29 protein-coding genes and 1 tRNA gene are annotated in these 26,985 nt (G+C 71.5%); 26 read left to right on the top strand and 4 right to left on the bottom strand.

Translation table 11 applies throughout. The features are described from left to right. From ACFYL6_RS03455 to ACFYL6_RS03405, 11 genes are all read left to right on the top strand, one after another. A partial coding sequence (locus tag ACFYL6_RS03455; protein ID WP_387166799.1) for an IS30 family transposase occupies positions 1 to 769 on the top strand: 769 nt, incomplete at its 5' end. A 538-nt stretch (positions 770 to 1,307) separates the two neighbouring features. Then, complete coding sequence (locus tag ACFYL6_RS03450) at positions 1,308 to 1,868, top strand: hypothetical protein (protein ID WP_387166796.1); 561 nt, start codon at positions 1,308 to 1,310, stop codon at positions 1,866 to 1,868. A gap of 936 nt (positions 1,869 to 2,804) precedes the next feature. Beyond that, positions 2,805 to 6,077 (top strand): formate dehydrogenase, encoded by a 3,273-nt coding sequence (gene fdh, locus ACFYL6_RS03445; RefSeq protein ID WP_387166793.1) that lies wholly within the window; start codon positions 2,805 to 2,807, stop codon positions 6,075 to 6,077. Next, positions 6,070 to 7,059: a 4Fe-4S dicluster domain-containing protein gene (locus tag ACFYL6_RS03440; protein ID WP_387166863.1), complete on the top strand. Its 990-nt coding sequence runs from the start codon at positions 6,070 to 6,072 to the stop codon at positions 7,057 to 7,059. Before fdh ends, ACFYL6_RS03440 begins: the two co-directional genes overlap by 8 nt. Continuing rightward, on the top strand, positions 7,056 to 8,282 hold the full coding sequence (nrfD, locus tag ACFYL6_RS03435; protein WP_387166790.1) for an NrfD/PsrC family molybdoenzyme membrane anchor subunit: 1,227 nt from the start codon (positions 7,056 to 7,058) through the stop codon (positions 8,280 to 8,282). The genes ACFYL6_RS03440 and nrfD overlap by 4 nt, the downstream gene beginning before the upstream one ends. 13 nt (positions 8,283 to 8,295) lie before the next feature. Next, a tRNA-Sec gene (locus tag ACFYL6_RS03430) sits at positions 8,296 to 8,391 on the top strand. Positions 8,392 to 8,414: 23 nt separating this feature from the next. Beyond that, the gene (selA, locus tag ACFYL6_RS03425) at positions 8,415 to 9,719 is read left to right on the top strand and encodes an L-seryl-tRNA(Sec) selenium transferase (RefSeq protein WP_387166787.1); all 1,305 of its coding nucleotides are present in this window, start codon (positions 8,415 to 8,417) and stop codon (positions 9,717 to 9,719) included. A gap of 2 nt (positions 9,720 to 9,721) precedes the next feature. Then, positions 9,722 to 11,476, top strand: a complete 1,755-nt coding sequence (gene selB, locus ACFYL6_RS03420; protein ID WP_387166784.1) for a selenocysteine-specific translation elongation factor — start codon at positions 9,722 to 9,724, stop codon at positions 11,474 to 11,476. A gap of 81 nt (positions 11,477 to 11,557) precedes the next feature. Then, positions 11,558 to 11,755 carry a hypothetical protein gene (locus ACFYL6_RS03415; RefSeq protein WP_030327722.1) on the top strand — a complete coding sequence of 66 codons (198 nt, stop codon included), beginning with the start codon at positions 11,558 to 11,560 and terminating at the stop codon, positions 11,753 to 11,755. A 79-nt stretch (positions 11,756 to 11,834) separates the two neighbouring features. Beyond that, positions 11,835 to 13,112, top strand: a complete 1,278-nt coding sequence (locus ACFYL6_RS03410) for a hemolysin family protein (RefSeq protein ID WP_387166781.1) — start codon at positions 11,835 to 11,837, stop codon at positions 13,110 to 13,112. Positions 13,113 to 13,185: 73 nt separating this feature from the next. Further along, complete coding sequence (locus ACFYL6_RS03405; protein ID WP_036410487.1) at positions 13,186 to 13,371, top strand: hypothetical protein; 186 nt, start codon at positions 13,186 to 13,188, stop codon at positions 13,369 to 13,371. Positions 13,372 to 13,376: 5 nt separating this feature from the next. Here ACFYL6_RS03405 and ACFYL6_RS03400 read toward each other — a convergent pair whose 3' ends face one another. Continuing rightward, a complete protein-coding gene (locus ACFYL6_RS03400) occupies positions 13,377 to 14,027 on the bottom strand; it encodes a hypothetical protein (RefSeq protein ID WP_355007566.1) in 651 nt (216 codons plus the stop codon). A gap of 133 nt (positions 14,028 to 14,160) precedes the next feature. Here ACFYL6_RS03400 and ACFYL6_RS03395 point away from each other — a divergent pair, with 133 nt between their 5' ends. Further along, entirely contained in the window at positions 14,161 to 14,364 is a 204-nt protein-coding gene (locus ACFYL6_RS03395) for a hypothetical protein (protein ID WP_091397934.1), read from the top strand. On the opposite strand, the gene ACFYL6_RS03390 is transcribed toward ACFYL6_RS03395, so the two are convergent. The 3 genes from ACFYL6_RS03390 to ACFYL6_RS03380 all read right to left on the bottom strand — a co-directional run bounded on the left by ACFYL6_RS03390 (position 14,365) and on the right by ACFYL6_RS03380 (position 16,031). Then, the gene (locus tag ACFYL6_RS03390; RefSeq protein ID WP_387166777.1) at positions 14,365 to 14,841 is read right to left on the bottom strand and encodes a hypothetical protein; all 477 of its coding nucleotides are present in this window, start codon (positions 14,839 to 14,841) and stop codon (positions 14,365 to 14,367) included. Continuing rightward, complete coding sequence (locus tag ACFYL6_RS03385; RefSeq protein WP_354888949.1) at positions 14,838 to 15,050, bottom strand: phosphatidylethanolamine-binding protein; 213 nt, start codon at positions 15,048 to 15,050, stop codon at positions 14,838 to 14,840. Before ACFYL6_RS03385 ends, ACFYL6_RS03390 begins: the two co-directional genes overlap by 4 nt. Before the next feature lie 99 nt (positions 15,051 to 15,149). Next, complete coding sequence (locus ACFYL6_RS03380) at positions 15,150 to 16,031, bottom strand: universal stress protein (protein WP_387166774.1); 882 nt, start codon at positions 16,029 to 16,031, stop codon at positions 15,150 to 15,152. A gap of 112 nt (positions 16,032 to 16,143) precedes the next feature. Between ACFYL6_RS03380 and ACFYL6_RS03375 the strand changes: the two genes are divergently transcribed. From ACFYL6_RS03375 to ACFYL6_RS03310, 14 genes are all read left to right on the top strand, one after another. Next, the gene (locus ACFYL6_RS03375; protein WP_387166771.1) at positions 16,144 to 16,890 is read left to right on the top strand and encodes an SAM-dependent methyltransferase; all 747 of its coding nucleotides are present in this window, start codon (positions 16,144 to 16,146) and stop codon (positions 16,888 to 16,890) included. A 71-nt stretch (positions 16,891 to 16,961) separates the two neighbouring features. Next, complete coding sequence (locus ACFYL6_RS03370) at positions 16,962 to 18,134, top strand: PP2C family protein-serine/threonine phosphatase (RefSeq protein ID WP_387166768.1); 1,173 nt, start codon at positions 16,962 to 16,964, stop codon at positions 18,132 to 18,134. 56 nt (positions 18,135 to 18,190) lie between these two features. Further along, the gene (locus tag ACFYL6_RS03365; protein WP_387166860.1) at positions 18,191 to 18,652 is read left to right on the top strand and encodes a MarR family winged helix-turn-helix transcriptional regulator; all 462 of its coding nucleotides are present in this window, start codon (positions 18,191 to 18,193) and stop codon (positions 18,650 to 18,652) included. A 293-nt stretch (positions 18,653 to 18,945) separates the two neighbouring features. Further along, on the top strand, positions 18,946 to 19,578 hold the full coding sequence (locus tag ACFYL6_RS03360; RefSeq protein ID WP_387166765.1) for a CDP-alcohol phosphatidyltransferase family protein: 633 nt from the start codon (positions 18,946 to 18,948) through the stop codon (positions 19,576 to 19,578). Beyond that, complete coding sequence (locus ACFYL6_RS03355) at positions 19,575 to 20,519, top strand: DUF881 domain-containing protein (protein WP_387166763.1); 945 nt, start codon at positions 19,575 to 19,577, stop codon at positions 20,517 to 20,519. Before ACFYL6_RS03360 ends, ACFYL6_RS03355 begins: the two co-directional genes overlap by 4 nt. After that, positions 20,516 to 20,848 carry a small basic family protein gene (locus ACFYL6_RS03350; RefSeq protein ID WP_030327710.1) on the top strand — a complete coding sequence of 111 codons (333 nt, stop codon included), beginning with the start codon at positions 20,516 to 20,518 and terminating at the stop codon, positions 20,846 to 20,848. Before ACFYL6_RS03355 ends, ACFYL6_RS03350 begins: the two co-directional genes overlap by 4 nt. A gap of 11 nt (positions 20,849 to 20,859) precedes the next feature. After that, a complete protein-coding gene (locus ACFYL6_RS03345; protein ID WP_387166759.1) occupies positions 20,860 to 21,903 on the top strand; it encodes a DUF881 domain-containing protein in 1,044 nt (347 codons plus the stop codon). Between the two features lie 60 nt (positions 21,904 to 21,963). Continuing rightward, complete coding sequence (gcvH, locus tag ACFYL6_RS03340; protein WP_387166757.1) at positions 21,964 to 22,344, top strand: glycine cleavage system protein GcvH; 381 nt, start codon at positions 21,964 to 21,966, stop codon at positions 22,342 to 22,344. A 214-nt stretch (positions 22,345 to 22,558) separates the two neighbouring features. Continuing rightward, the gene (locus ACFYL6_RS03335) at positions 22,559 to 23,011 is read left to right on the top strand and encodes an FHA domain-containing protein (RefSeq protein ID WP_007071101.1); all 453 of its coding nucleotides are present in this window, start codon (positions 22,559 to 22,561) and stop codon (positions 23,009 to 23,011) included. Positions 23,012 to 23,061: 50 nt separating this feature from the next. After that, on the top strand, positions 23,062 to 23,763 hold the full coding sequence (locus ACFYL6_RS03330; protein WP_387166754.1) for a MerR family transcriptional regulator: 702 nt from the start codon (positions 23,062 to 23,064) through the stop codon (positions 23,761 to 23,763). Positions 23,764 to 23,927: 164 nt separating this feature from the next. Beyond that, on the top strand, positions 23,928 to 24,392 hold the full coding sequence (locus ACFYL6_RS03325) for a bifunctional nuclease family protein (protein WP_030327706.1): 465 nt from the start codon (positions 23,928 to 23,930) through the stop codon (positions 24,390 to 24,392). A gap of 159 nt (positions 24,393 to 24,551) precedes the next feature. Beyond that, a complete protein-coding gene (locus ACFYL6_RS03320; RefSeq protein ID WP_387166750.1) occupies positions 24,552 to 25,142 on the top strand; it encodes a MerR family transcriptional regulator in 591 nt (196 codons plus the stop codon). Positions 25,143 to 25,399: 257 nt separating this feature from the next. Continuing rightward, the gene (locus tag ACFYL6_RS03315; protein ID WP_387166747.1) at positions 25,400 to 25,798 is read left to right on the top strand and encodes a group 1 truncated hemoglobin; all 399 of its coding nucleotides are present in this window, start codon (positions 25,400 to 25,402) and stop codon (positions 25,796 to 25,798) included. Between the two features lie 2 nt (positions 25,799 to 25,800). Further along, entirely contained in the window at positions 25,801 to 26,982 is a 1,182-nt protein-coding gene (locus ACFYL6_RS03310) for a globin domain-containing protein (RefSeq protein WP_387166745.1), read from the top strand. Positions 26,983 to 26,985 lie beyond the last annotated feature (3 nt).

Below are 26,985 nucleotides of genomic sequence, written 5' to 3'. Positions count from 1 at the left end.
GGTCAAGGATCGTCTGGCGCAGCGGCACTCGCCGTGGCAGATCGCCCGGTCGCTGCGGCGGGAGTTTCCTGAGCGACCGGAGATGTGGGTGTCACGCGAGACGATCTACCAGGCGATCTACTTCCAGGCCCGGGGTGGGATGCGTCAGGAGCTGGCGCGGCAGGTCGCGTTGCGCTCTGGTCGGGCGTTACGGCGGCCGCAGTCGCGTCAGGCCAGCGCGGGGCGGGGAAGCCGCCCGTGGGTGCGTGACTTTCACATCTCGACTCGCCCGGCCGAGGTCGAAGACCGGGCCGTGCCCGGGCACTGGGAAGGTGACCTTGTCATCGGCGCCCGAGGCGCCAGCGCGATCATCACCCTGGTCGAGCGCGCCACCCGATACGTGATGCTCGGCGCTCTGCCCGAATCGCGGGTCAGCGAACGGGTCATCGACACCCTCACCGGTCTCATGCGCCGCCTACCAACCGAACTGCGCAAGTCCCTGACCTGGGACCAGGGCATCGAAATGATCCAGCACCCCGTCTTCACCCTGGCCACCGACTGCAAGGTCTACTTCTGCGACCCCCACAGCCCTTGGCAACGCGGCAGCAACGAAAACACCAACGGCCTCCTACGCCAGTACTTCCCCCGTTCCAGCACCGACTTCCGCACCTGGACCCAGGACGACCTCGACGCGGTCGCCCGCGAACTCAACGAACGACCACGCCAAACCCTCGACTGGCAGAATCCAGCCGAGGTACTCCACAAACACCTGGTCGCAACAGCCGCTTGAAACCGCCAGTCCGGGATGCCCCGACTTCCGTGAACCCGAGTGGATCACGCGGGTGAGGCGGGTTCGGCGCTGTCGGTCCCGGCGGGCGTAGGCGGTTTGTCGGTTGGTGGGTGTTTGTGGGGTGTGGCCGGGTGCACTCGTGGGCCGGAATCATGGCCGGGCCGGGGTCGTTACATACCCTGACGATCGCAGCACCACCGACCCACGACCCCGCCCGTCGGGGCGGGTCGCGCAGGTTGGAATGCCAGCCTCCGCCCGGTCGTTACAGTCCCCACGAACGACCGACGGGCACCGCCTCGATGAGGGTGCCGATGGATGGGCCAACCCCGGAATGACCCTGGCCCCCCGGTCGTTACACCGGGACCCGGCGCCACGAGCCCCCGCTCGCTAGGTCGCCGGCAGACGCCGAGTCACCGTAGGCGTCAACCCCCCCAGACTTTTTCCCTTGTTTGTGCAGCGCCGGACGAGGTGCTCACACCCTTGCCGCCGTTCCCCCTCTGGCGGTTGGGGTGTCCTACCCCCGAAGGAGCTACCCCTCATGAACACGATCTTCCGTAAGAGCATGCTGTCTGTTGCTGGTCTCGCGTTCGCCGGTGGTGTGTTCGCCGGTCCGATCGCCGCTCACGCCAACCCGGTGGATGCCAAGCCGGTCGCGGTGGCGGTGCAGACCAACGCGCCGAAGCCGCAGGGCGACCAGTCGCACATCACCCTGAACGATGAGCAGAGCGCCAACGTCAAGGCGATCATCGCCGCGACGAAGAAGGCCGGTCTCCCGGAGCGGGCTGCGGTGATCTCGATCGCGACGAGCCTGCAGGAGTCGAAGCTGGAGAACCTGGGTCACCTCGGTGACATGAACGACCACGACTCGCTGGGCCTGTTCCAGCAGCGCCCGAGCTCGGGTTGGGGTACGCCGGAGCAGATCACCGACCCCGAGTACTCGACCACCGCGTTCCTGAAGGGTCTGAAGCAGGTCGACGGGTGGCAGGACATGCCGTTGACCGACGCCGCGCAGACGGTGCAGGTGTCGGCCTACCCGGACGCCTACGCCCAGTGGGAGCAGCAGGCCACCGACCTGGTTGGCCAGCACTGGAACAGCTGACCCGCACTGACCCGCACCACCGCATGGCAAGACAACGCACAACAGCACCACCGCACGGCAAGACCACAGCACGCAGCACCACCGCACGCAGCACCACCGCACCACCCAGCACGACACCGACCGCTGGCCGGCACCCGCAACCCGGGGTGCCGGCCAGCGGCACTTCCGTTTCCGTGTGCGGCAGGCACGTTGGTCGCGGACCGTCGCGACGCCGGGCACCCGCCGGCAGTGGATGCCGCGGTCCGGTTGATGGCTGCCAGCAGATCTTGGACAGTTTCCGTTCCGCGCGAACGGAAACTGTCCAAGATCTCGTGGGGCATGGCCGAAGCACGGCGCGATGGCGGGTGTCGTGATCGTGCGGCGAGCGGCAGTGCAGCGATGGAACCCACCGGCGGAACGGCCGGGCGAGCGGCGGGACGTTGAGGCCGGCTGGCCGCCGCCACCGGTGGTGCGGCGGGGCGTTGATGCCACCGACCGACGGACCGACCGACCGACCGACCGACCGACCGACGCCAGCCACCGACGCCAGCCGGCGGTGCGGCGGGAGTGGAGCGGCCGTGGCCATCGGTGCGGCACCACGCCACCACGGCCACCACGGCGGGGCGTCGGTGTGGAGCCGTCCCGCCACATAGCGGGCCGGCCGGGCGGCGACCGGCTGGGTGGGAAGGCGGGGACGGGGAACAACGTGGGGGGCGGGCTGGTTGTGGACAGTGTCGGTGTGACTCAGTGTCCCCGGGCCTCACTTAATATTGCCTTCGCGGAATACCGTTCGGCTGGAGCCGCTCGTGCCACTCGCCGAGAGGCGACCTGCACACCGACACCAGCGCCGCCCCCGGCCCATCGGCCGGGGGCGGCGCTGTCTGCGCCCCCGGTTCGCGAACCTGTCTCGCTTGACCTATGTTCAGTAGGTCGCTCGCGTGGGAGGGGGTGTCGGGGTTGGGTCTACGGACCTTTATCGAGGGTTGGCCGGTCTACCGTCAGCTCACCGGCACGGACCCGCTGGGCCGGGGTGCCGCGGCGAAGTCCGACGGTTCTCGCGCGCTCACCGCCCGCACCGACACCGCCGATTCGGTGGCCCGGTCCGTTTGCCCGTACTGCGCCGTGGGTTGTGGTCAGCGGGTGTTCGTGAAGGACGGGCAGGTCAGTCAGATCGAGGGTGATCCGGACAGCCCGATCTCGCGGGGTCGGCTCTGCCCGAAGGGTTCGGCGAGTAAGAGCCTGGTCACCAGCCCGTTGCGGCAGACCACGGTCCGCTACCGCCGGCCGTACTCGACGCAGTGGGAGGATCTGGAGCTCGACACCGCGGTCGACATGATCGCCGACCGGATCCTCGCCGCCCGCGAGCAGACCTGGGAGGACGTCGATTCGCAGGGCCGGCCGCTCAACCGGACGATGGGTATCTCCAGTCTGGGTGGGGCGACGCTGGACAACGAGGAGAACTACCTCATCAAGAAGTTGTTCACCGCGATGGGGGCGTTGCAGATCGAGAACCAGGCGCGTATTTGACACTCCGCCACCGTCCCCGGTCTGGGGGCCAGCTTCGGTCGTGGCGGTGCGACGGATTTCCAGCAGGACATCGCCAACGCTGACGTGATCGTCATCCAGGGTTCGAACATGGCTGAGGCGCACCCGGTGGGTTTCCAGTGGGTGATGGAGGCCAAGCGTCGGGGGGCGAAGGTCTTCCATGTCGACCCGCGGTTCACCAGGACCAGTGCGGTCGCGGATGAGTACCTGCCGATCCGGGCGGGCACGGACATCGCGTTGCTCGGTGGGGTGGTGCGCTACATCCTCGACAACGAGCTGGACTTCCGGGAGTACGTGCTCGCGTACACCAACGCGGCGACGATCGTCAGCGAACAGTTCAGCGACACCGAGGACGGCGACGGGTTCTTCTCCGGCTTCGACCCGGAGACCGGCACGTACGTGCAGGACAGCTGGCAGTACGAGGGGCATGAGGGTTCGTCGGGCAGTGGGCACACCGCCCAGGAGCGGGACAGCGCCGCGGGGTTGACCCACGAGTCGCACGGCGCGCCGGTGGGCGGGCAGACCCGGCGCGACGAGACGTTGCAGCACCCGCGCTGCGTCTACCAGATCCTTAAGCGACACTTCGCCCGCTACACCCCGGAAATGGTGGAGCGGGTCTGCGGCATTTCGCAGGCGCAGTTCCTGGAGTTGGCGCGGGCGTGGACGGCGAACTCCGGCCGGGACCGGACCGGCATGCTGATCTACTCGGTCGGGTGGACGCAGCACAGCGTGGGTGTGCAGTACATCCGCACCGGCGCGATCATCCAGCTGTTGCTGGGCAACATGGGTCGACCGGGTGGTGGGGTGATGGCGCTTCGTGGCCACGCCAGCATCCAGGGGTCGACCGACATCCCGACGTTGTTCAACCTGTTGCCCGGCTATCTGCCGATGCCGCACCACGCCGAGCACCCGAGCTTCGACGAGTGGGTGGACAGCATCCGCCACCCGGGGCAGAAGGGGTTCTGGGGTAACGCACGGTCGTTCGGCGCCAGCCTGCTCAAGGCGTACTGGGGTGACGCGGCGACGCCGGAGAACGACTTCTGCTACGGCTACCTGCCCCGGCTGACCGGCGACCACGGCACGTACCAGCAGGTGCTCAACATGATCGACGGGAAGATCAAGGGGTACTTCCTGCTCGGGCAGAACCCGGCGGTCGGCTCGGCGCACGGTCGGGCGCAGCGGCTCGGGATGGCCAACCTCGACTGGTTGGTGGTCCGGGACCTGTTCATGATCGAGAGTGCGACGTTCTGGCAGAACGGCCCCGAGGTCGCCACCGGGGAGATCGTGCCCGAGGAGTGCCGCACGGAGGTGTTCTTCCTGCCCGCCGCGTCGCATGTGGAGAAGGAGGGCACGTTCACCCAGACGCAGCGGTTGTTGCAGTGGCGGGAGAAGGCGGTCGAACCGCCGGGCGACGCCCGCTCCGAGCTGTGGTTCTTCTATCACCTGGGCCGCAAACTGCGGGAGAAGCTGGCCGACTCGCCGCTGCCGCGCGACCGGGCGCTGCTCGACCTCACCTGGGACTACCCCACGCACGGCCCGAACGTCGAGCCGAGCGCCGAGGCGGTCCTGCGGGAGATCAACGGGTACGACGTGGCGACCGGCCGCCCGCTGTCCGGTTTCGCCGACGCCCGCGCGGACGGCTCCACAGCGATCGGTTGTTGGATCTACAGCGGGGTGTACGCGGACGGGGTGAACCAGGCGGCCCGGCGCAAGTCGCGGCACGAGCAGGACTGGGTGGCCGCCGAGTGGGGTTGGGCGTGGCCGGCGAACCGGCGCATCCTCTACAACCGTGCCTCCGCGGACCCGGACGGCAACCCGTGGAGTGAGCGCAAGCGTTACGTGTGGTGGGACGCGGAACAGGCCGAGTGGACCGGGTACGACGTGCCGGACTTCGAGAAGACCAAGCCGCCGTCGTACCGGCCGCCACCCGGCGCGTCGGGGACGGAGGGCATCGCGGGCGACGACCCGTTCGTCATGCAGGGCGACGGCAAGGGCTGGCTGTACGCGCCCAGTGGTGTCCTGGACGGCCCGCTGCCGACGCACTACGAGCCGGTGGAGTCTCCGGTGCGTAACCCGCTCTACGGTCAGCAGGCCAACCCGACCCGCAAGATGTACGCGCACCCGGTGAACTCGGTGAACCCGAGCCCGCCGCAGGAGCACGCCCAGGTGTTCCCGTACGTGTTCACGGTCAGCCGGCTCACCGAGCACCACACCGCCGGCGGGATGAGCCGGACGGTGTCACCGCTGGCCGAGTTGCAACCGGAGATGTTCGTCGAGGTGTCCCCGGACCTGGCCGGTGAGGTCGGGCTGACGCATCTGGGTTGGGCGCACATGGTCAGTGGTCGCGCGGTGATCGAGGCGAAGGTGCTGGTGACCGACCGGCTCACTCCGCTGCGGGTGGACGGTCGGATCATCCACCAGGTGTGGTTGCCGTACCACTTCGGTTTTGAGGGGCTGGTGACCGGTGACTCGGCCAACGACCTGTTCGGCATCAGCCTGGACCCGAACGTGCTGATCCAGGAGAGCAAGGTCGGCACCTGCGACGTGCGGCCGGGCCGCCGTCCCACCGGGCCGGCGTTGCTCGACCTGGTGGCCGACTACCAGCGGCGCGCCGGCATCACCCCGGGCCAGAATGCCCCGGCCGTGACCACCGACGACACGGGGAAGGAGCACGGTGATTCCTAACCCGAACAGCCTGTACGGGCCGTTGGACCCAGCGCCCGACGCCGGTTACGAGGACGCCCCGCCGCGGATGGGGTTCTTCACCGACACCAGCGTCTGCATCGGCTGCAAGGCCTGTGAGGTGGCCTGCAAGGAGTGGAACGGCGTGCCGGAGAGCGGCCTGGACCTGCTCGGCATGTCGTACGACAACACCGGCGCGTTGACCGCGAACTCGTGGCGGCACGTGGCGTTTATCGAGCAGCCGCGTTCGGCCGGGCACGGCGCCTCGCCGGCGGACGTCCTCGGCGCGCCTGTCGACGCCGGCCCGCATCGGCCGGTCGACGCCAGGGCTGACCGGCCAGTGGACGCGGGGCCGCAGTTCCTCGGGATGCCGGGGGCGCAGCCGCCGGGCCGGGGCACCGGCGTCGAGGAGCGTACGGATTTCCGCTGGTTGATGATGTCGGACGTGTGTAAGCACTGCACGCATGCCGCGTGTCTGGACGTGTGTCCGACGGGTTCGTTGTTCCGCACGGAGTTCGGCACGGTGGTGGTGCAGGAGGACATCTGCAACGGGTGTGGGTACTGCATCTCGGCGTGTCCGTACGGGGTGATCGACCAACGTAAGGACGACGGGCGGGCGTGGAAGTGCACGCTCTGCTACGACCGTTTGGGTGCGGGCATGACGCCGGCGTGTGCGCAGGCGTGTCCGACGGAGTCGATCCAGTACGGGCCCCTGGAGGAGTTGCGCGAACGCGCGGCCGCCCGGGTGGCGACGCTGCACGACCGGGGTGTTCCCGAGGCGCGCCTGTACGGGCACGACCCGAACGACGGCGTCGGCGGTGACGGGGCGTTCTTCCTGCTCCTGGACGAGCCCGAGGTGTACGGGCTGCCACCCGACCCGGTGGTGACCACCCGGGACCTGCCGAAGATGTGGAAGCGTGCCGGCCTCGCCGCGCTCGCCATGGCGGCGGCGACCGTCGCCGCGTTCGTCGGAGGTTCCTCATGACCCCACCGGGCCCCGTGGGCGACCGGTTCCGCCGCTTTCGGGACCGGCTCGCCGCCGAGGGCAGCCACCGACCACAGGTGAGCGAAGAGCGACCGAGCGCCGCGAGCGGTGCAGCGGCCGCGAGCGATACAGAGGCCGCCGGCGGCGACGAGGCCGCCAGCGGTCGCCGGGGCGACCTGACGACGCGGCGGAGCGCCGAAACCTCCGGCCGCCGGCGCAGGCGGCGCGGCGGCGGTGGCGAGGAACTGCGGGTGCCGGAGGCCGAGTTCACGTCCTACTACGGTCGGCCGGTCCTGAAGGGGCCGGTCTGGAAGTGGGACATCGCCGCGTACCTGTTCACCGGCGGGCTGGCCGCCGGCTCGTCGCTGCTCGCCGCGGGCGGGCAGCTCACCGGGCGGCCGGCGCTGCGGCGCGCCGGTCGGGTCACCGCGTTGGCCGCCATCAGCGCCAGCGCCGTCTTCCTGGTGAAGGACCTGGGCCGGCCGGCGCGGTTCCACCACATGCTCCGGGTGGCCAAGCCGACCTCGCCGATGTCGATGGGCACCTGGATCCTCACCGCGTACGGGCCGGCGGCGGGCGTCGCCGCGATCGCCGAGGTGGCCGGTGTGTTGCCCCGGCACGGTCTGCTCGGGCTGGCCGGCCGGGCGTTGCCGCCGATCGGGCACGCCGCCGGGCTGCTCGCGGCCGGCACCGCGCCGGCGCTGGCCACGTACACCGGGGTGTTGCTGGCGGACACGGCCGTGCCGTCGTGGCATGAGGCGTACCCCGAGTTGCCGGTGATCTTCGCGGGCAGCGCGCTGGCCAGCGGCGCCGGCGTGGGTCTGCTCGCCGCGCCGCCGGCCCAGGCCGGGCCGGCCCGCCGGATGGCGGTGGCCGGCGCGGCCCTGGAGCTGTACGGCACGCACCGGGTGGAGACCCGACTCGGCCTGCTCGGCGAGCCCTACCGGTTGGGCCGGCCGGGTCGGTTGCTGCGCGCCGCGCGGCTGCTGACCGTCGGCGGGGTCGCGGGCGCTCTGTTGGGCCGGCGCAGCCGGGTGGTCGGGGTGCTCTCCGGGACCGCGCTGCTGGCCTCGTCGGTGCTGACCCGGTTCGGCATCTTCTACGGCGGCGTCGCCTCGGCCCGCGACCCCCGGTACACGGTGGTGCCCCAGCGCGAACGGGTCGAAGCCCGGCGAACAGGCATGGATCTTCCAGCTGATCGGGCGGCCCCGCCCGCGGTGTGATCGAATGTCCGGTGGAGGCGTTCAGGCGGCTGGTGCCCCTCCCGGTCTTCAAAACCGGAGTGGTCCGGGACCCGGGCCAGGCGGGTTCGATTCCCGTCCGTCTCCGCCACACCGCTTGCAGGAGATGACGTGATGGGCGACGGCCCGGTGGACCCGCGACGCCGGGTGCCCCGTACGGACACGCTGCTCGCCGACCCGGTGCTGGTCGCCGCCGCCGCGACCCTCGGCCGGGAGCAGGTCAAGGCGGTCGTCTCCCACGCGCAGGACCGCGCCCGCCGCGGTGAGCTCGACCCCGACGAGGTACGCGACGCGGCTGTCGCCGCGCTGCCCACCCCGGGCCCCCGGGTGGTACTCAACGCCACCGGTGTCGTGCTGCACACCAACCTGGGGCGGGCGCCGTTGTCGTCCGCGGCGGTCGCCGCGGTGGTGGCCGCCGCCGGGCACACCGACGTCGAGTTGGACCTGGCCACCGGCCGGCGGGCCCGCCGCGGCCGGGGCGCGCTCGACGCGCTGGCTGCCGCCGTGCCCGACGCGGGCGCGGTGCACGTGGTCAACAACGGCGCTGCCGCGTTGGTGCTGGCCGCCACCGCGTTGGCCGCCGGTCGGGAGATCGTGGTCAGCCGGGGCGAGCTGGTCGAGATCGGCGACGGTTTCCGCCTACCCGACCTGCTGGAGAGCACCGGCGCGCGGTTGCGCGAGGTGGGCACCACCAACCGCACCACCCTCGCGGACTACGCCGCCGCGCTCGGCCCGCAGACCGGCTTCGTGCTCAAGGTCCACCCGTCGAACTTCCGGGTCACCGGCTTCACCTCCGCCGTCGGGGTACGGCAACTGGCCACGCTCGGGGTGCCGGTGGTCGCGGACATCGGCTCCGGGCTGCTCGGCGCGGACCCGCTGCTGCCCGACGAACCGGACGCGGCCAGCACCCTGCGCGCCGGTGCCACCCTCGTCACGGCCAGCGGCGACAAGCTGCTCGGTGGGCCGCAGGCCGGGCTGCTGCTGGGCGACGTCGACATGATCGACCGGTTGCGCCGTCACCCGTTGGCCCGGGCGCTGCGGGTGGACAAGCTCACCCTGGCCGCGCTGGCCGCGACGCTGCGCCAACCGGACACCCCGACCCGGGTGGCGCTGCACGCCGACCCGGGTGCCCTGCGGGAACGGGTGGAGCGGCTACGGGACCGGCTCGGCGCGGACGGCCGCAAGGCGGAGGTGGTGCCGGCCGTCGCGGTGGTCGGCGGGGGCGGCGCCCCCGGGGTGGAGTTGGACTCGTGGGCGTTGAGCCTGCCCGAGCGGTACGCGGCGCCGCTGCGCGTCGGAGACCCGCCGGTTCTCGGTCGGGTGGTGCGCGGTCGGCTCCTGCTCGACCTGCGCTGTGTGCCCGCCGACGCCGACGAGGCCGTCCGCGCGGCCGTGCTGCGCGTACCCGGGGACGACTGAGCGTGTTCGTCGTCGCGACCGCCGGGCACGTCGACCACGGCAAGTCGACACTGGTCCGGGCGTTGACCGGGATGGAACCCGACCGGTGGGCCGAGGAACGCCGCCGGGGGATGACCATCGACCTGGGTTTCGCCTGGACGACGCTGCCGTCCGGTGGCACCGTCGCGTTCGTCGACGTACCCGGGCACGAGCGGTTCGTGCCGAACATGCTCGCCGGGGTCGGTCCGGTCCCGGCGGCGCTGATCGTGGTGGCCGCCGACGAGGGCTGGATGCCGCAGTCCGCCGAGCACCTGGCCGCGCTCGACGCGCTCGGTGTCGCGTACGGCCTGCTGGCGGTGACCCGCTCGGACCTGGCCGACCCGGGACCGGCGACGGCCCAGGCCCGCGCCGAGATCGCCGCGACCAGCCTCGGTGCGGTGCCGGCGGTGGCGGTCAGTGGCCTGACCGGCGCCGGCCTGCCGGAGTTGCGTGCCGCCCTGGACCGGCTCGCCGCCCACCTGCCCGCGCCGGTGGTGGACGACCCGGTCCGGCTGTGGGTGGACCGCAGCTTCACCGTGCGGGGCAGCGGCACGGTCGTCACCGGCACCCTCGGCGCCGGCCGGCTGCGGGTGGGCGACGAGTTGGAGCTGGCCGGCGCCGACGAACCGGTCAAGGTCCGTGGCCTGCACTCCCTGGGCGAGGCCCGTCCGGAGGCGGCGGCGGTCGCCCGGGTGGCGGTCAACCTGCGCGGTACGCCCCGCGACCGGCTCGGCCGGGGCGACGCGTTGTTGACCCCGGGCCGGTTCCACCACACCGACCTCGTCGACGTCCGGCTCGCCGGCGACCCGGCCGGCGACCTGCCGGCCACCCTCACCCTGCACGTCGGGTCGGCGGCGGTGCCGGTACGGGTGCGCCCGCTCGGCCCGGACACGGTCCGGCTGCGGTTGGCCCGCCCGCTGCCGTTGCTGGTGGGTGACCGGGCGCTGCTGCGCGACCCGGGCCGCCACCACGTCAGCGGCGGGGTGCGGGTGCTGGACGTGGCGCCGCCACCGCTGGCCCGACGGGGTGCGGCCGCCGCCCGCGCGCAGGTTCTCGCCGAGCTGGACGGTCGACCCGACCTGGCGGGGGAGCTGCGTCGTCGCCGGCTGGTCCGGGCGGGCGCGTTGGTCCGGATGGGTGTGCCGGTGCACGCCGAGCCGGTGGCCGGTGACTGGCTGGCCGACCCCGCGCACTGGCGGTGGCTCGGCGAGCGGCTGACCGATGAGGTCGCCCGGCACGCGCGGGAGCACCCGTTGGAGCCCGGGATGCCGGTGGACGCCCTGCGTCAGCGCCTCGCCCTGCCCGACCGGGCGCTGGTCGAGGCGCTGGTCCGGCCACCGCTGCGGATCCACGCCGGTCGGGTCGGGGCGGCGAGCGCCGACGCGCTGCCCGAACCGGTGGCCCGGGCCGTGCAGCGGGTCCGCGCGGAGTACGGCGACCGGCCGTTCCGGGCCCCCGAGGCGGACCGCCTCGTCGACCTCGGTCTGGGTCCCCGGGAGATCGGCGCCGCGGTGCGCGCCGGCGCGCTGCTGCGGCTGGCCGACAACGTGGTGCTGCTGCCGGACGCGCTCGACGACGCGGTCCGGGTGTTGGCCGGGCTGCCGCAGCCGTTCACCCTCTCCGCTGCCCGGCAGGCGTTGGACACCACCCGCCGGGTGGCGGTGCCCCTGCTGGAGCTGCTGGACCGGCGGGGCGCGACCCGCCGGCTGCCCGACGACGCCCGGATCGTCGTCACCTGAGCGCCACTGCCGTTGCGGGGAACGACGGTGGTGCCGGGCCAACCGGCCCCCGGGTCGGCGGCGGTCACCTACGGTGACGCCATGGACCCTTCGGCGGTCTGGCGGGACCGGCAGCACCGGTGGCGGATCGAGGCGTACCGCGCGCCGGACCTGCGCTTCGCCATCTACGCCACGAACGGACCCACCGAGTCGGTGCCGCTGTGGCTGTTCGGGATGTCGGCGCTGGCCCGGTGGTTGATGACCCACGCCATCTCGCTGGACGACCTGGAGGTCGACTGAGCGGGGCGCGGTCGCAAACCGGGCCCGGAGCAGGCCTCGCTGCGGTTGAGTGACCTCAGGCGGCGGACGGGGGTACGCGATGGGCGGTCAGCTCGGGCAGTTGGCGTTGGTGGCCGTACTGGTGCTGGTCAACGCCGCGCTCTCCGGCAGCGAGATGGCGCTGGTGACCCTGCGCGAGGGGCAGTTGCGGCGGCTGGGCCGGCGCAGCCGTGCCGGCGACCGGTTGGTGCAGCTGTCCCGCGACCCGAACCGCTACCTGGCCACGATCCAGCTCGGCATCACCCTGGCGGGGTTCCTCGCCTCGGCGGCGGCGGCGGTGTCGTTGGCCGGTCCGCTGGTCGGTCCGTTGGGTTTCCTCGGCGGGGCGGCGCGTCCCGCCGCGGTGGTGCTGGTGACGGTGCTGCTGACGTTCGTCACGCTGGTGCTGGGGGAGTTGGCCCCGAAACGGCTGGCCATGCAGCGTGCCGAGCGTTGGGCGTTGCTGAGCGCCGGCCCGCTGGACCTGCTGGCCCGGGTGTCCCGGCCGGCGGTGTGGCTGCTCAGCCGGGCCACCGACGCGGTCGTGCGGCTCGCCGGTGGTGACCCGCGGGCCAACCGGGAGGAGATGACCGAGGAGGAGCTGCGGGAGATGCTGACCAGCCAGCGCGGCCTGTCGGCCCAGCAGCGGGAGATCCTGACCGGCGCGTTCGACATCGCCGGCCGGACGCTGCGGGAGATCCTGGTGGCCCGACGAGAGGTGACCACGCTGCCGGCCGGCCTGGCCGCCGACGAGGCGGTCCGACAGTTGGCCGCCGCCGGGCGGTCCCGCGCTCCGGTCACCGGTCCCGGCGGCCTGGACGAGGTGCTCGGTGTGGTGCACATCCGCGACCTGGTGCGGGCCGGCACCGCCTCGGTAGGCGAGCGGGTCCGGGCGCCGCTGCTGCTGCCGGTGACCCTGCCGGTCGCCGACGCGATGCGTCAGCTGCGGCAGGAGCACCAGCAACTGGCCCTGGTCGTCGACGAGCACGGGGGCATAGACGGCATGGTCACCATGGAGGATCTGCTGGCCGAGGTGGTCGGCGAGTTGTACGACGAGACCGACCGGGACGTGCGCGGGGTGGTGCGGGAGCCGGACGGGTCCCTGCTGGTGCCCGGTGACTTCCCGCTGCACGACCTGCCCGACCTGGGGGTGCGGCTGAGCTTCCCGTTGTCCCGGGACTACACCACGGTGGCTGGTCTGGTGCTGGCCCGGTTGCGGCACCTGCCGGACTCCCCGGGTGAGACGGTGCGTCTGCCGGGGCTGACCCTGCAGGTGGTGGAGGTCGCCGACCGGGCGGTGCGCCGGGTGCGGCTCTGCGGCTTCGTCACCGAGCGCTGAGGGTTCACCCAGAAGGCTGACAAAAGGGCCAAATCGACAAGACGGGGAACGCGGCCTGCCTACGGTGCCAGACGTGAAGGACCGAGGGTTGCGTACGTTCGTCACGGTGCTGGCCGGCCTCGCGGTGATCTACTTCGGCAGCGCCGGCCGCAGCCCCGAGGAGGGCCGTGGCATCTCCGGCGGGGTGGTGGTCCTGGCGCTGCTCGCCGCACTGCTGGTGTGGCACCTGACCCGCCCGGGAGACAAGACGGTCAAGTGAGCGCCTCAGCGGGCGGCGACGCGGGTGACCTCGCCGGCGGACTCCTCACCCAGCGCCACCCGTACCAGCGCTGAGGCGAGCCGACCGAAGTCCGGTTCGTCGACGAGACCGGCGAGCCGGTCCGGAGAGCCCGGCAGACCCAGCCGCTTCGCCCCGGCCAGGGCCCGACGGTCGGCGTACGGGCGCACGTCCGACCAGACCGTCTGCGCCTCGCGCAGGTAGATGTCCGCGCCGGTGGGGCCGATGCCGGGGAACTCGGTGAGCCGTCGCCGTAGCCCGGCGGGGTCGCCCTGGGCCTCCCGGTGCAGGCGTCGCAGGTCACCGTGCCAGCGGTCCAGGCACAGGCGGGCGCCGGTGCCGAGCATGGTGGCGGTCCTTTCGTCGTAGCGGCGGTAGTGGCCCCGGCCCAACGCGTCGACGCGCTCCTGCCAACTGGCCGCCTCCATGGCCTGTGGGGTGCGGTAGCCGGCCGCGAACAGCTCCCGCGCGGCGTCCACCGCCACGCACGCCCGGATCCGGGTGCTCAGCAGCGTGGTCAGCACGAGCAGCTGGTACAGCGGCCCGGGCCGGTCGGCGAGCCGGATGCCGGCCTCCTCGGCGTACGTGCGGCCACGCCGGTCGAGCAGGACCCGCACCACACTTCGATCATTACCCACATGGCCGGGTTACCCACTTGGGGACCCGCTAGCCGTCGCACCGGTGGCCGGGGCCGGAATGCCACCGGGGCGGGCGGGTATGCCGACGGTGGAGGCGGTCGATGCCGCCCCCGTACCGGGAAGGGAGACACCCGTGGTCAACCCGCAGCAGGAAGAGTTCCGGCGCAACGCCAAGGGCGCCACCAGCCAGGACAGCAAGGGACCCAAGCCGACCGGACACCCGCTCAACCGTGGATCGTCGCGGGGCGACGAGGGAAGACCGGTGCCCAAGGGGCAGGTGTCGCCGTACGGCCCGGCCGGTGAGCCGGTGGCCGAGGACGACAGCGACACCCGCTGATCAGCGACCGTGGCCCGGCGGCCGCCGCAACCTGTTCCAGGTTGCGGCGGCCGCCAACCCGTACGCGAGGTGCGGGATGATGTCGGAGATCCAGTCGGAGCGCCGCCAGGTACGCGGGTCGCTGATGCCGAGCACGGTGACCGACCCGTCGGTCATGGTCATGACGCCCGCGCCGAGCAGGCCGGTGGCCATCGGCAACGGCTGACGCCGACCACCGGCGTACAGGGCGAACCCGACGCCCGCGGCGACGCCGAGCGCGTAACCGATCAGCGGGCCGAGGCCCGAGCGGCGGTTGGCCGCCCGGGCCCCGTTCCCCAGGTCCACGTGCGCGATCCCGGCCAGCCGGTCGACGGTCTCCTGGGGGACGTCGCTCTCCGGCCGTCCCCGTAGGGCCATGTCGAGGTAACTGACCACGTTCAGCGCGGTGCTGCCGACGGCGCCCGCGATGGCGCCGTCGGCCACGTCGACAGTCCTCACTTCGGGTCGCCCGGTTCGCGCTCGCTCTTCGGGCCGTACGTCCGGTCACCGCGCACCACGCCTCGCTGGCCGCGATCCTCCTGGAGGATCCGGTTCGCGACCTGGTTGGCCTTGCCGTCGGGTACCCGACGTCCGGAGTCGTCGATCGCGTTGCGCATCCGCGCCCGCTGCTTGTCGTACGCGTTACTGCCCGGCCGTGGTCCTGGCATGTGTGCCTCCTTCGTCGGTCTGGGCACCTGGTGCTGCCCACCGTCCGCTGGGCGTACCGCGGCCGTCTACCCGTCTGGGGGCGGACCAACCCCGGCGGGTTACCGGGGGGCGCGGACCACGACGACCGGGCACTGCGCGTGGTGCAGCATCGACTGGCTCACCGACCCCAGCAGCAACCCGGTCACCTCGCCGCGCCCGCGCCCACCGACCACCGCGAGTTGGGCGGAGCGGGACGCCTCGGCGAGCACACTGCCGGGTCGTCCGTGGACCGCCCGGCAGGTCAGCCGCAGACCCGGGTGGTCCTCGGTGAGCCCGGTCAGCCACCCGGCGAGCATCCGCTCCTGCTCGCCGCGCAGTTTCGCCTCGTCGTACACGAGGGGTTGCATGTCGCCCGGGCCGCTGCTGTCCGGGTGTCGGTAGGCGTGCACCGCCACCAGCGGCACGCCGAGCGACACGGCGGTCTCGGCGGCGACGTCCGCCGCCCGCCGGGAGGCGTCCGAGCCGTCCACCGCGACCAGCACCGGCTGGTCGGGTCGTTGCGTGCCGCGGGCGACCAGCACCGGGCAGTCGGCGTACGCGGCGACCTGCACCGCGACCGAGCCGACCACCAGCGCGGAGAACCCACCCAGCCCGCGGTCGCCGAGCACGATGAGCGCGGCGGTGGGGGACTCGCCCACCAGCACCGCGGCCGCCTCACCGTCGATGATCTCGCCGGAGATCGACAACCCGGGCACGGTCGCCTCGGCCTCGCGCACCGCGGCCTCGACCAGTTCCTCGGCCCGGTGGCGCAGCCCACCGCCGGGCGGCGCGTCCGGGGCGGGGGAGACCGGTACGTGCAGCAGCGGCCAGATGAAGCCGTGCACGACCCGCAGTGGTCGGTGCCGGCGCGCCGCCTCGGTGGCGGCGAGGCGTACGGCGCGCAGCGCCGACTCCGAACCGTCGACGCCGACCACCACCGCCGCGTTGTTCGCCGAGTTCACCGCCCACCTCCGCTCGCGGCCAGTATCGCGGGCCCGGACGCCCTCGCGCCGCGATACCGCTGAGCGCGTCCCGGTCGGTACGCTGGCGACGACCGGGGAGGGAGCGCCGCCGATGGGTGAACCGGACCAGCCGAGCACCGCTCGCATGATCGACTTTTGGCTCGGCGGGCAGCACCACTTCCCCGTGGACGTGGCCGCCGCGCACGCGTTCGAGCAGGCGTACGGGCCGTGCGCGCCGGTGTTCCGGGAGCTGCGGGCGTTTCTGGGCCGGGCGGTGCGGGCCATGGCCGCCCAGGGCGTGGACGGGTTCCTGGTGTTCGGCGCCGGGGTGCCGACGATGGGCAACGTGCACGAGGTCGCCACCGACGCGACGGTGCTCTACACCGACGTCGACCCGGTCACCATCCGACTGGGACAGAGCATCCTCGCCGGCAGCGACCGGGCCGGCTACGGCTTCGGCGACGCGACCGACATCGGCACCATCGACCCGGCGCAGCTGCACCGTTTCGTGCCGGGGTGGGGTCGTCGGCCGGTCGGGGTGGTCTTCCTCGGCCTGGCCGCGTTCCTCGACGACGCCACCCTGACCCGTACCCTCGACGAGCTGTACGCTGCCGCGGCGCCGGGCAGCCTGCTCGCGGTGGACTTCGACACCGAGGAGTTGGCCGGTCATCCGCAGGCGCTGGCCATGATGGGGCCGCAGTTCCGAATGCGTCCACCGGCGGCGTTCGCGCCCCTGCTGGGTCGGTGGGCGCCGACGGCGGACGGGATCGTCCCGGTCGTCGAGTGGCGGCCGGACGGCCCGCCGGCGCGGGTGCCCGACGCGTTCCACGGTGTGCTCGCGACCCGCCCGGCGGACTGACCGCGCCGATCAGTCGTCCGGGGGCGTCCGTATGATGCTTGCCCTATAGCAAGCTTCTGGGGAGGGCGACGATGGTAGACGCGCCGGACGTGGTGTCGCGCGCGCTGCGCGAGGCTCCGCCCGACCAGTTGGCGGAGGCCGCTGACCGGGCGATCCGGTCGGCGATGGGCGCGCTGCGCACCGACGTCTTCGTCGCCGACTACCGGATCAGCGGCCTCTGGCCGGTGCTGGACCCGGACCTGCCGGCCGCCGGGTTCCTGGCCTGCCACACCATGGCCCAGCGCTGCTTCAGCAGCCAGCAACCCGTACGCGACGGCGAGGGCCCCTGCCGGCTCTACCTGCCGTTGACGGTGTGGGGGGAGCGGTTGGGCGTTCTGCTGATCGAGCTTCCGACCGTACCGAACCCGGCGGTCACCGGTCGTGCGACGGACATCGCCGGCACCCTGGCGGTGGCGATGCGCGCGGCGGACCGGGAGACCGACCGTTACCGGCGGGCCCGTCGGCGGGAGCGACTGACGATGGCCGCCGAGATGCAGTGGGACCTGCTTCCCGGTCGCGGTGTGTCGCACCACGCGTTCGATCTGGCCGGTCAGCTGGAACCGGCGTACACGGTCGGTGGCGACCACTTCGACTGGTCGTTGGACGGCGACCGTCTCACCGTGACGGTGCTCAACGGCGAGGGCAGTGGGCTGTCCGCGTCCCTGTTGACCGCCGTCACGGTCAACGCGATGCGCAACGCGCGTCGCTCCGGTGGCGGCCTGGTGGAACAGGCCGAGCTGGCCTCGGACACGGTCTTCTACCAACACCGGGGCGCCCGGTACGTGGCCACCCTGCTGCTCGAGGTGGACACTCGCCTCGGCCGGGTGCGGGCGGTCGACGCGGGCTCCCCGCACCTGTTGCGGATGCGCGGGTCCACGGTCGAGCCGATGAAGCTGGATCAGCAGCTGCCGCTGGGCATGTTCGCCGAGACCCGCTACGAGCTTCAGGAGGTGCAACTGGCCCCCGGTGACCGCCTCTTCGTGGTCAGCGACGGGGTGTGGGCCGCCGAGCCGCCGGGCCAGGAGCCGTACGGGCAGCGGATGATGGCGCGTTCCCTGCGCGCCACGCGGCTGCAGCCGCCGGCCGAGGCGGTTGGTACGGTGATGCGCGAACTGCACGCCTATCACGCGGATTCCGATTTGCGCGACGACGCCGTGGTGGTCTGTCTGGACTGGCACGGTCCGCGCGAACGGGGCACGGGGTGAGATTCGCCGCCGCGTTGCCGGGCGGGCACCAGCGCGACGACGGCAGGGGACATCAGGTGGAGCGACCTGCGGATCTCGCCGCGGCGATCGACGCGGCCGCCGGGACGTTGATCGCTGTGCTCGACTCGGCCGCGTCGCGGCACCAGGTGCCGCCCACCCAGCTGAGGGTGCTCACGCTGATCAGCGGTCGACCGGAGACCAACGTCAACGGGTTGGCGGAACTGCTGGACGTGGTGCCGTCGTCGGCGAGCCGCCTGTGTGACCGGCTGGAGGCGACCGGGCTGTTGCGCCGGGTGGCCGATCCGCGCGACCGGCGGGAGGTGCGGTTGGTGCCGACCGCCGCGGCGCTGACCCTGTTGGCGGAGTTGGCCGAGCGGCGTCAGCGCGCGGTGCAGGCGGTGCTGGACCGGATGCCGGCGCGGATGCAGCACGAGTTGCTGCTGGCGCTGGTCGGGTTCGCGCGGGCGGCGACCTCGGTGCCCGAGCAGCAGACCGACCCCGCCGCCCAGACGGCCTGACCGGTCGCCCCCTTACCCCAGTATCCTAGGACGCTCTACGCGTGGTGATCCACGCCACAGTGCGGCACAGCCGCACCGACAGCCCGCGGCGGGACCCGGCCCGCGAGAGGAAGCCCGATATAGTGGCAGCGCACCTACCCGGCCCGCGATCATCGAGATCGCGGGCCGCATCAGGGGAAGGGGCCCCGCCCGGGGCCGCAGGGGAGAGCCGGCGCTGGTCGGCCCGACAGCGCGTACGACCCTCAGCCGCGCCCGGCGTCGGCCGGGGGCCCGCGTGCCGTGGAGGAGGATCGGTGTCGCGTCGGCCGGCTCGGGCAGAGCAACCGCCGGACACCGGTGACGACACTCCCGGCAACCAGGTGCTCACCCTGCCCAACCTGATCAGCTTCGGGCGACTGCTGGGCGTGCCGCTCTTCCTCTACCTGTTCCTGGTGGCGCGGGCCGACGTGGCGGCGGTCGTCGTGCTGGCCATCGGCGGCACCACCGACTGGGTCGACGGTTGGATCGCCCGCCGCCTGCGTCAGGTGAGCCGCCTGGGCGAGCTGCTCGACCCGCTGGCCGACCGGCTCTATATCCTCGCCACCCTGGTCGCCTTCACCGCGCGGGAGGTGGTGCCGTGGCAGTTCACCGCGGCGCTGTTGGCCCGTGAGGTGCTCCTGCTCGCCTCGCTGGCGGTGCTGCGCCGCTACGGGTACGGGCCGCCGCCGGTGCACTACGTGGGCAAGACCGCCACGTTCCTGCTGCTCGCGGCGTTCCCGGTGCTGTTGTTGGCCACCGCGGCGACCGACGTGGCGACGGCGGCGAGCGCCATCGGTTGGGCGTTGGCGTGGTGGGGCCTGGTGCTCTACTGGGTGGCCGGCGGGATGTACGTCGTGCAGGCGGCCCGGCTGGTGCGCGCCGCGCGCGGCCCGGGGGCGGCGGCGTGAGCGCGCCGCGGCTGGGAAAACCCGGCCAGGACCGGGTGTACGCGCCGGACTTCCTCACCGAGCTGTTCCGCAACCCGCTGGATCCGGGGTACGCGGACGCGGCTGCGGCCCGTCGGCGTTCGGCGCAGTCCGCTCCGGCGCGCGGGTGGCGGGCCTTGCCGGCGCGGTCGGTGAGCCTGGTCGTGGTGGTGATGCTCGGTTTCCTGTTCGCGGTCGCGTACCGGCAGACGATGGCGGACGAGCCGGGCCGGAGCCAGGCCCGCTCGGGCCTGGTGGCGCAGATCAAGGAGCGGGAGAGCCAGACCGACCGGTTGTCCACCCGGGCCGACCAACTGCGCGAAGAGGTCAGTCGGCAGCGGGACGCGGCGTTGAGCGGGTCGGCCGCCGCCCGGTTGCGCAACCTGGAGGCGAGTACCGGGCTGGGTCGGGTGCGGGGTGACGGTGTGGTGGTGCGGTTGGCGGACGCGCCGGACAACGCGGACGCGGTGACCGGTGCCGGCGCTGGGCCGCCGCGGGTGCTCTACAGCGACCTGCAAGGGGTGGCGAACGCGTTGTGGAGTGCGGGCGCGGAGGCGATCGCGATCAACGGGCAGCGGTTGACGTCGACGTCGACGATCCGGTCGGCGGGTGAGGCGATGCTCGTGGATTTCCGGCCGGTGACCGGGCCGTACGAGGTGTCGGCGATCGGGCCGGGTTCGATGCGGCGCAAGTTCGAGGACAGCCGCAACGCGGCGCTGATGCGGGAGGTCGCGCAGAAGACCGGGTTGTCGTTCGGTGTGCGGGAGTCGGATGACCTCACGTTGCCGGCGGCGCCGGAGCCGCAGCTACGCTACGCCAAGCCGTCGGTCAGTCCGAGCCCTTCCGCGTCGGGTGTCCGGTCCGGCAGTCCCGGGTCGTCCGGTCCGGCGACGACTGTTAGCCCCTCCGGAGGTGGCCGATGATCGCGGTGCTGGCGTTGCTCGCCGGTGTGGTGCTGGGCGTGTGGCTTGATCCCACGGTGCCGGCGGCGTTGCAGCCGTACCTGCCGATCGCGGTGGTGGCCGCGTTGGATGCGGTGTTCGGTGGGGTGCGGGCCCGGTTGGACCGCATCTTCGACGACAAGCAGTTCGTTGTGTCGTTCATTTCGAACGTGCTGGTCGCTGGTCTGATCGTGTATCTGGGTGACCAGTTGGGGGTGGGTGGGCAGTTGTCCACCGGTGTGGTCGTTGTGTTGGGTGTGCGTATCTTCGGCAACGTGGCGGCGATCCGTCGGCACCTGTTCCGGGCATAGGTTGGGTTGCGATGAGTGACGAGCAGACCGACACGGGGACCGGGTGGCCGCAGCCGGCGGGTCCGGTGCGGCCGGGTGGGCCGGCGGGTGAGCCGGATCCGCGGCCGGACGCGCCGGATCCGGACGAATTGAGCCCGTTGGCGCCGCAGCCATCGGTGGAGCCGCAGCCGCCGGTGGAGCCGGTGCCGGCGTCGGAGCCGGAGGGTTCGGACGACGAGGCCACTGTCCGGGTGGGTGTCGAGTCGGTCGATGACGGTGCGACGGTGGACCTGAGCGCGGCGCGGTCGGGGGAGCCGGTGGCGCGTTCCGACGGGTTGGCGGAGCCGGTGGGGGAGTCGACCGGGCCGGTGGCTCCTCGGTCCCGGTGGAGTACGGCCGGTGTGATGATCGTGGCGTTGTTGGCGTTGCTGGGGTTCACGTTGGTCGTGCAGTTGAAGACGACGTCGACGGACCCGACGTTGGGGGCGACGCGGCAGGAGGACCTGGTTCGGATCCTGTCGGATCTGGATGCGCGGGAGAATCGTCTGCAGCAGGACATTCGCGCTCTGGAGGACAGTCAGCGGCAGTTGCGCTCGGGTGAGCAGGGTCGTCAGGCGGCGTTGGATGAGGCGACGCGGCGGGCGGACGAGTTGGGCATCCTGGCGGGGACGTTGCCGGCGGTGGGGCCGGGGTTGACGGTGCAGTTCGACGCCGGGGTGAAGCCGATCTCGGCGAACCGGGTGTTGGACGCGGTGCAGGAGTTGCGTGGTGCGGGCGCGGAGGCGATGCAGATCTCCGGTGGGGATCGGGCGACCGTGCGGATCATCGCGTCGACGTACTTCCTGGATGGGGACAACGGGTCGTTGGTGGTGGAGGGGCGTCGGTTGACGGGGCCGTTCACGATCACGGTGATCGGTGATCCGGCGACGATGCGTACGGCGTTGAACATTCCTGGTGGGGTGGTGGCGTCGGTCCGGGGTGGCGGCGGTAACGTGACGTTTGGGGAGCGTGAGGTTGCCGAGGTTTCGGCGCTGCACGTGCCGATCAAGTTGGAACACGCCCGTCCGGTCTCCTGACCGGCGCGGCCGCGCCGGACCCGGGTGGTCCGGGGCACCGATGGATGAAGGACGCGTCTGGTGATTCCCGAGGATCTGCGATACACCGCCGAGCATGAGTGGGTGGCGGGTGACGGCACGGCTTCGGTCCGGGTCGGCATCACCCACTTCGCGCAGGACGCGCTCGGTGACATCGTGTACGTGCAGTTGCCCGAGGAGGGCGCGGTGGTCGCGGCCGGTGACTCGTTGGGTGAGATCGAGTCGACCAAGAGTGTGTCGGAGATCTACGCGCCGGTGGCCGGTACGGTGGCGGCGCGTAACGACGCGTTGGGTGACACGCCTGAGCTGATCAACACTGATCCGTACGGTGAGGGTTGGTTGGTGGAGATCACGCCGAATGATCCGACTGCCACGGATGGGTTGCTGACGGCGGCCGCGTATCAGAAGATCACCGAAGGCTGAGTGTGCTTGATCCGGTGCGTGGGATGTCTGCGCGCGTCCGGTTGCCCTGCATTTCGGCGCTGGCTAGGCTCGCCCAGTCGACCGAGAACCCAATAGTTGAGCGTTGCGGAATTGCCTTCCCGGGCACGGGGAGCCAGCCGCCGGGTGTTCACATGCCCGGCGGCCAGACCCGCCATTACCCGACGCCGACCGAACAGATCCGTGAGGTGGTCCCATGACGCGGCCAGACGACGAGTTCCCCCCACTCGACGTCACTTCGACGCTCAATCTCGGTTCGCTCGACGAAGTGCTGGAGGGGCCGGATACCGATGTGGTGCCGAGCCGGATGTCCGGTTCGTTGCCGCCGGGTATGGCGCTGCTGGTGGTTCGTCGAGGCCCGAATGCGGGTGCCCGGTTCTTGTTGGACCACGATGTGACGACCAGTGGCCGGCACCCGGACAGTGACATCTTCCTGGACGACGTGACGGTGTCGCGTCGGCATGCGGAGTTCCACCGGGATGGTGGGACGTTCACGGTGCGCGACGTGGGCAGCCTGAATGGCACGTACGTCAATCGTGAGCGGGTTGAGGCGGCCACGTTGAGCAATGGTGACGAGGTCCAGATCGGTAAGTTCCGGGTGGTGTTCATCGCCGGTCCGCGCCCGGAGGAGGAGGCCGGCCGGGGGTGAACGAGCCTGCGGCCTCCATGTCACCCGGGGCGGCTCGGTCTGAGCCGCTGATGAGCATCGGTGAGGTGCTTGGGCAGTTGCGGGTGGATTTTCCGGACACCACGATTTCGAAGCTGCGGTTTCTTGAGGCCGAGGGTTTGGTCGAGCCGCAGCGGACGGCGGCGGGTTACCGGAAGTACAGCTGGGACGATGTGGCGCGGTTGCGGTTCGTGTTGACCGCGCAGCGGGACAAGTACCTGCCGTTGCGGGTGATCCGGGAGCAGTTGGCCCAGTGGGATTCGTCTGGTGAGCAGCCGGGGCGGTCGCGGCCGGCGTTGGTGGCGGTTGGTCCCGATGGTGCGGTGCCGGGTCGTGAGTTGGCGGAGCCGGCCGAGTCGTCGCAGGTGCGGCTCGGCCGGGCGGATCTGGTGGCGCGCAGTGGGATCGACGAGTCGACGTTGGTGGAGTTGGAGCGGCTCGGTGTGCTGGTGTCGGATCCGCCGGGGTGGTATGACGCGGATGCGCTGATCATCGCGTCGGCGGTGGCGGGGTTGGCGTCGTACGGGTTGGAGCCGCGGCACCTGCGGGGTTATCGGACGGCGGCGGACCGGGAGGTCGGTTTGTTCGCGCAGTTGGTGGCGCCGTTGGCGCGGCAGAGTGATCCGGCGGCGCGGGCGCGGGCGGCGGAGACGGCGCGTGAGTTGGTGGCGTTGTCGGAGCAGTTGCACGCGGCGTTGGTGCGGGTGGGGCTGCGGTCGACGTTGGGTCGGTGAGGGTGCCCGGTGGGTGGTGGCTGAGCGGAAAGATCTCTTCCGGGAAGCGTGCCGTAGGCTTGCCGGGGTAACCCCTTTTCGGCGCGGGCGTGGTGCTGTGCGGTCCGTGTACCGTGCAGGGAAGGGCGCGGTGCGGCGTAGGTGACAACGACACGGAGGCGGCGGTGCGCGAGCTGAGCGTGGTCGGAGTTCGGGTGGAGCTGCCCAGCAACCAGCCGATCGTCCTGCTCAGGGAGGTCGAGGGGGACCGCTATCTGCCGATCTGGATCGGCGCGGTCGAGGCGACGGCTATCGCTTATGAGCAGCAGGGGGTCAAGCCGGCCCGGCCGTTGACGCATGATCTTCTGCGGGATGTGTTGGCGGCGTTGAAGGCGCCCTTGCAGGCGGTGGAGATCACCGAGCTGAAGGAGAACGTCTTCTACGCGGATCTGTTGATCGGCGATGGGGTGCGGGTGTCGGCGCGGCCGAGCGACTCGATCGCGTTGGCGTTGCGGGTCGGTGCGCCGATTCGTTGTGCCGAGCAGGTCCTCAGCGAGGCGGGGATCGTTATCCCTGATGAGCAGGAGGACGAGGTGGAGAAGTTCCGCGAGTTCCTGGAGCAGGTGCGTCCGGAGGACTTCGCGGGCTGAGGTGTGCCCGGGCTCGGTTGGTGATCTTTCTCGGTGGCTGCGCGGCGTGTCGCGTCGGTTCCTCCGTGGTAACCCCTGACGGTGGCGATAGGGTTTCCATGTCGAGGGGTGCGCGTCCCGGAAACGATGCGTCGCCACACTGACGGGGAGGTTGTCCGGATGCACGAGCCGCGGGATTCCGATCCGGGTGCAGGGTTCGACGAGCCGGGTGCCTCGTCGCCAGGTGTGGCGGCTGAGGGTGACGGTTCGGTTGGCTACCGGGGTGTGACGGCCTGCCATGCGGTGGGCATCAGTTACCGGCAGTTGGATTACTGGGCGCGGACGACGCTTGTGGTGCCGAGCGTTCGTGATGCCTCGGGTTCGGGGACGCAGCGGTTGTATTCGTTCCGGGACCTGGTGGTGTTGAAGGTCGTGAAGCGGTTGTTGGATGCGGGGGTGTCCCTGCAGAACATCCGTAAGGCGATCGAGGCGTTGCGGTCGCGTGGTGTGGAGGATCTGGCGGGTATCACGCTGATCTCTGATGGGACGACGGTGTACGAGTGCCGGTCTCCGGAGGAGGTGGTCGACCTGTTGCAGGGTGGCCAGGGGGTCTTCGGCATCGCGATTGGTGGGGCGTTCAAGGAGATCCAGGGGTCGTTGTCGCATCTGCCGGCGGAGCCGGCGACGAGTGGCCCGGTGGAGCCGGCGGTGGCGGCGGATCCGGTGGGTGACGAGTTGGCGGCGCGGAGAGCGCGGCGGCGCGCCGGCTGACCGTTCGGCTTTCGGTTTTTTTTGTGTGGTTCTCTCGCGACCGTCGGTGACGGTGGCGGGGTTCTGTCGGCCTTGATGGTCCACTGTGAATACGGTGGGTGTCGTTTCGGTGGCCGGTTGTGGAAGTACCCATCGGTAGTGGTGACCTAGCGTGGTGGCGTGTTGTCGGGAATCCGATAAGGGGGCGCTGACCGGAAGCGGTTGACACGCTATGGTCCCTCACGGTTCTGGACCCTTCATTCCCGGAAGGAACGACCGTGACGGTTACGGAAGAGACTGCTCCCGCCTCGCACTACGACCGCATTGGCGGTGCCAGTTCGGTCAAGGCGGCGGTTGAGCTGTTCTACGACAAGGTGCTCGCGGACCCGGAGTTGGCGGGTTACTTCGCTGACGTGGACATGGCGGGTCAGCGGCGCCATCTGGCGTTGATGTTGACCGTCGTGCTGGGTGGCCCGAACGAGTACACGGGTCGCGAGTTGGCCGAGGCGCACCAGCCGCTGAACATCACCGTGGAGCACTACGCGAAGGTGGGCGAGCACCTGACGGTGACGCTGACCGAGTTGGGGGTGCCGGCGGACATCCTCGCTCACGTGCAGACAGTGCTGGGGCAGGTGCAGGGCCAGGTGGTGGCTGCCGGGAACAGGTCGGGCGTCTGAGCGTGGACGCGGCTCGCCTCAAGCAGAGCTGGTCGGTGGTCGCCGGGCACGGTGACCAGGTGCCGCTCTACTTCTACTCGACGTTGTTCCTCGCTCATCCCGAGACGCGGCAGATGTTCCCCACGAACATGGCCGGTCAGCGGGACCGCCTCGTGACCGCGTTGGGTCACATCGTGTCCAACGTGGACCAGGTGGATCGGCTGGTGGGTTTCCTGCAGGATCTCGGCGCGGATCACCGCAAGTTCGCGGTCCGCGCGGAGCACTACCCGGCGGTCGGTGAGGCGCTGGTGGCGACGTTGCAGCATTTCCTCGCCGAGCAGTGGACCGACGAGTTGGCGGCGGACTGGACGGCCGCGTACGGGTTGGTCGCCCAGGTGATGATGGAGGCCGCGCAGGCCGCTGAGGCGGTCAACCCGCCGTGGTGGGTGGCGGAGATCGTGGCGCACGAGCGGCGGGCGTTCGACGTGGCGGTGTTGACGGTGCGTCCGCAGTACCTGTTGCCGTTCACGCCGGGTCAGTCGATCGGGGTGTCGCACCCGTCGGTGCGGTCGTGGCGGTACTACTCGCCGGCGAACGCGCCGCGGGCGGACGGCACGTTGGAGTTGCACGTGCGGGCCGCGCCGGGCGGCGCGGTGTCGTCGCGGCTGGTGTACGGGTCGGCGGTGGGCGATCGGGTCCACCTGGCGGCGCCGGTGGGGGACCGGCTGGGGTTGTGGTCGGCGGGCTCCAGTGACCTGTTGCTGTTGGTCGCGGGTACCGGCTGGGCGCCGGTGAAGGCGTTGGTGGAGCAGGTGGCCGCGGAGGGTTCCCGCCGGCGGGTGGACCTGTACGTGGGGGCCCGTTCCCGTAGCGAGTTCTACGACAGCGACGCGATCGACAAGTTGGCGTCGTCGTACCCGTGGTTGACGGTGACGTACGTGGTGGGTGCCGACGTGCACCGGCCGGGGGAGTTCGTGCAGCCGGTGGACCGGGCGTTGGCCGACGGTGACTGGCGGTCCCGGCACGTGTTCGTGTGTGGTTCGGACGAGATGGTGTCGCACGCGGTGCGGACGTTGGTGCAGGCGGGTTACCACGCGGGTCAGGTGCACCACGAGGGCCTGGGTGCGCAGTGGTACGGCCCGGCGTGGCGGACGGCGGTGCAGCAGTCGGCTGCGGGTGACACTTCGGGAGGTGGGCACAGGTGAGCG

The sequence above is a fragment of the Micromonospora sp. NPDC007208 genome (assembly GCF_042869175.1).
Lineage (GTDB): Bacteria > Actinomycetota > Actinomycetes > Mycobacteriales > Micromonosporaceae > Micromonospora > Micromonospora foliorum.
The sequence above is the reverse complement of the archived record's forward strand: the minus strand, read 5'-3'. Positions and strand labels throughout refer to the sequence as shown.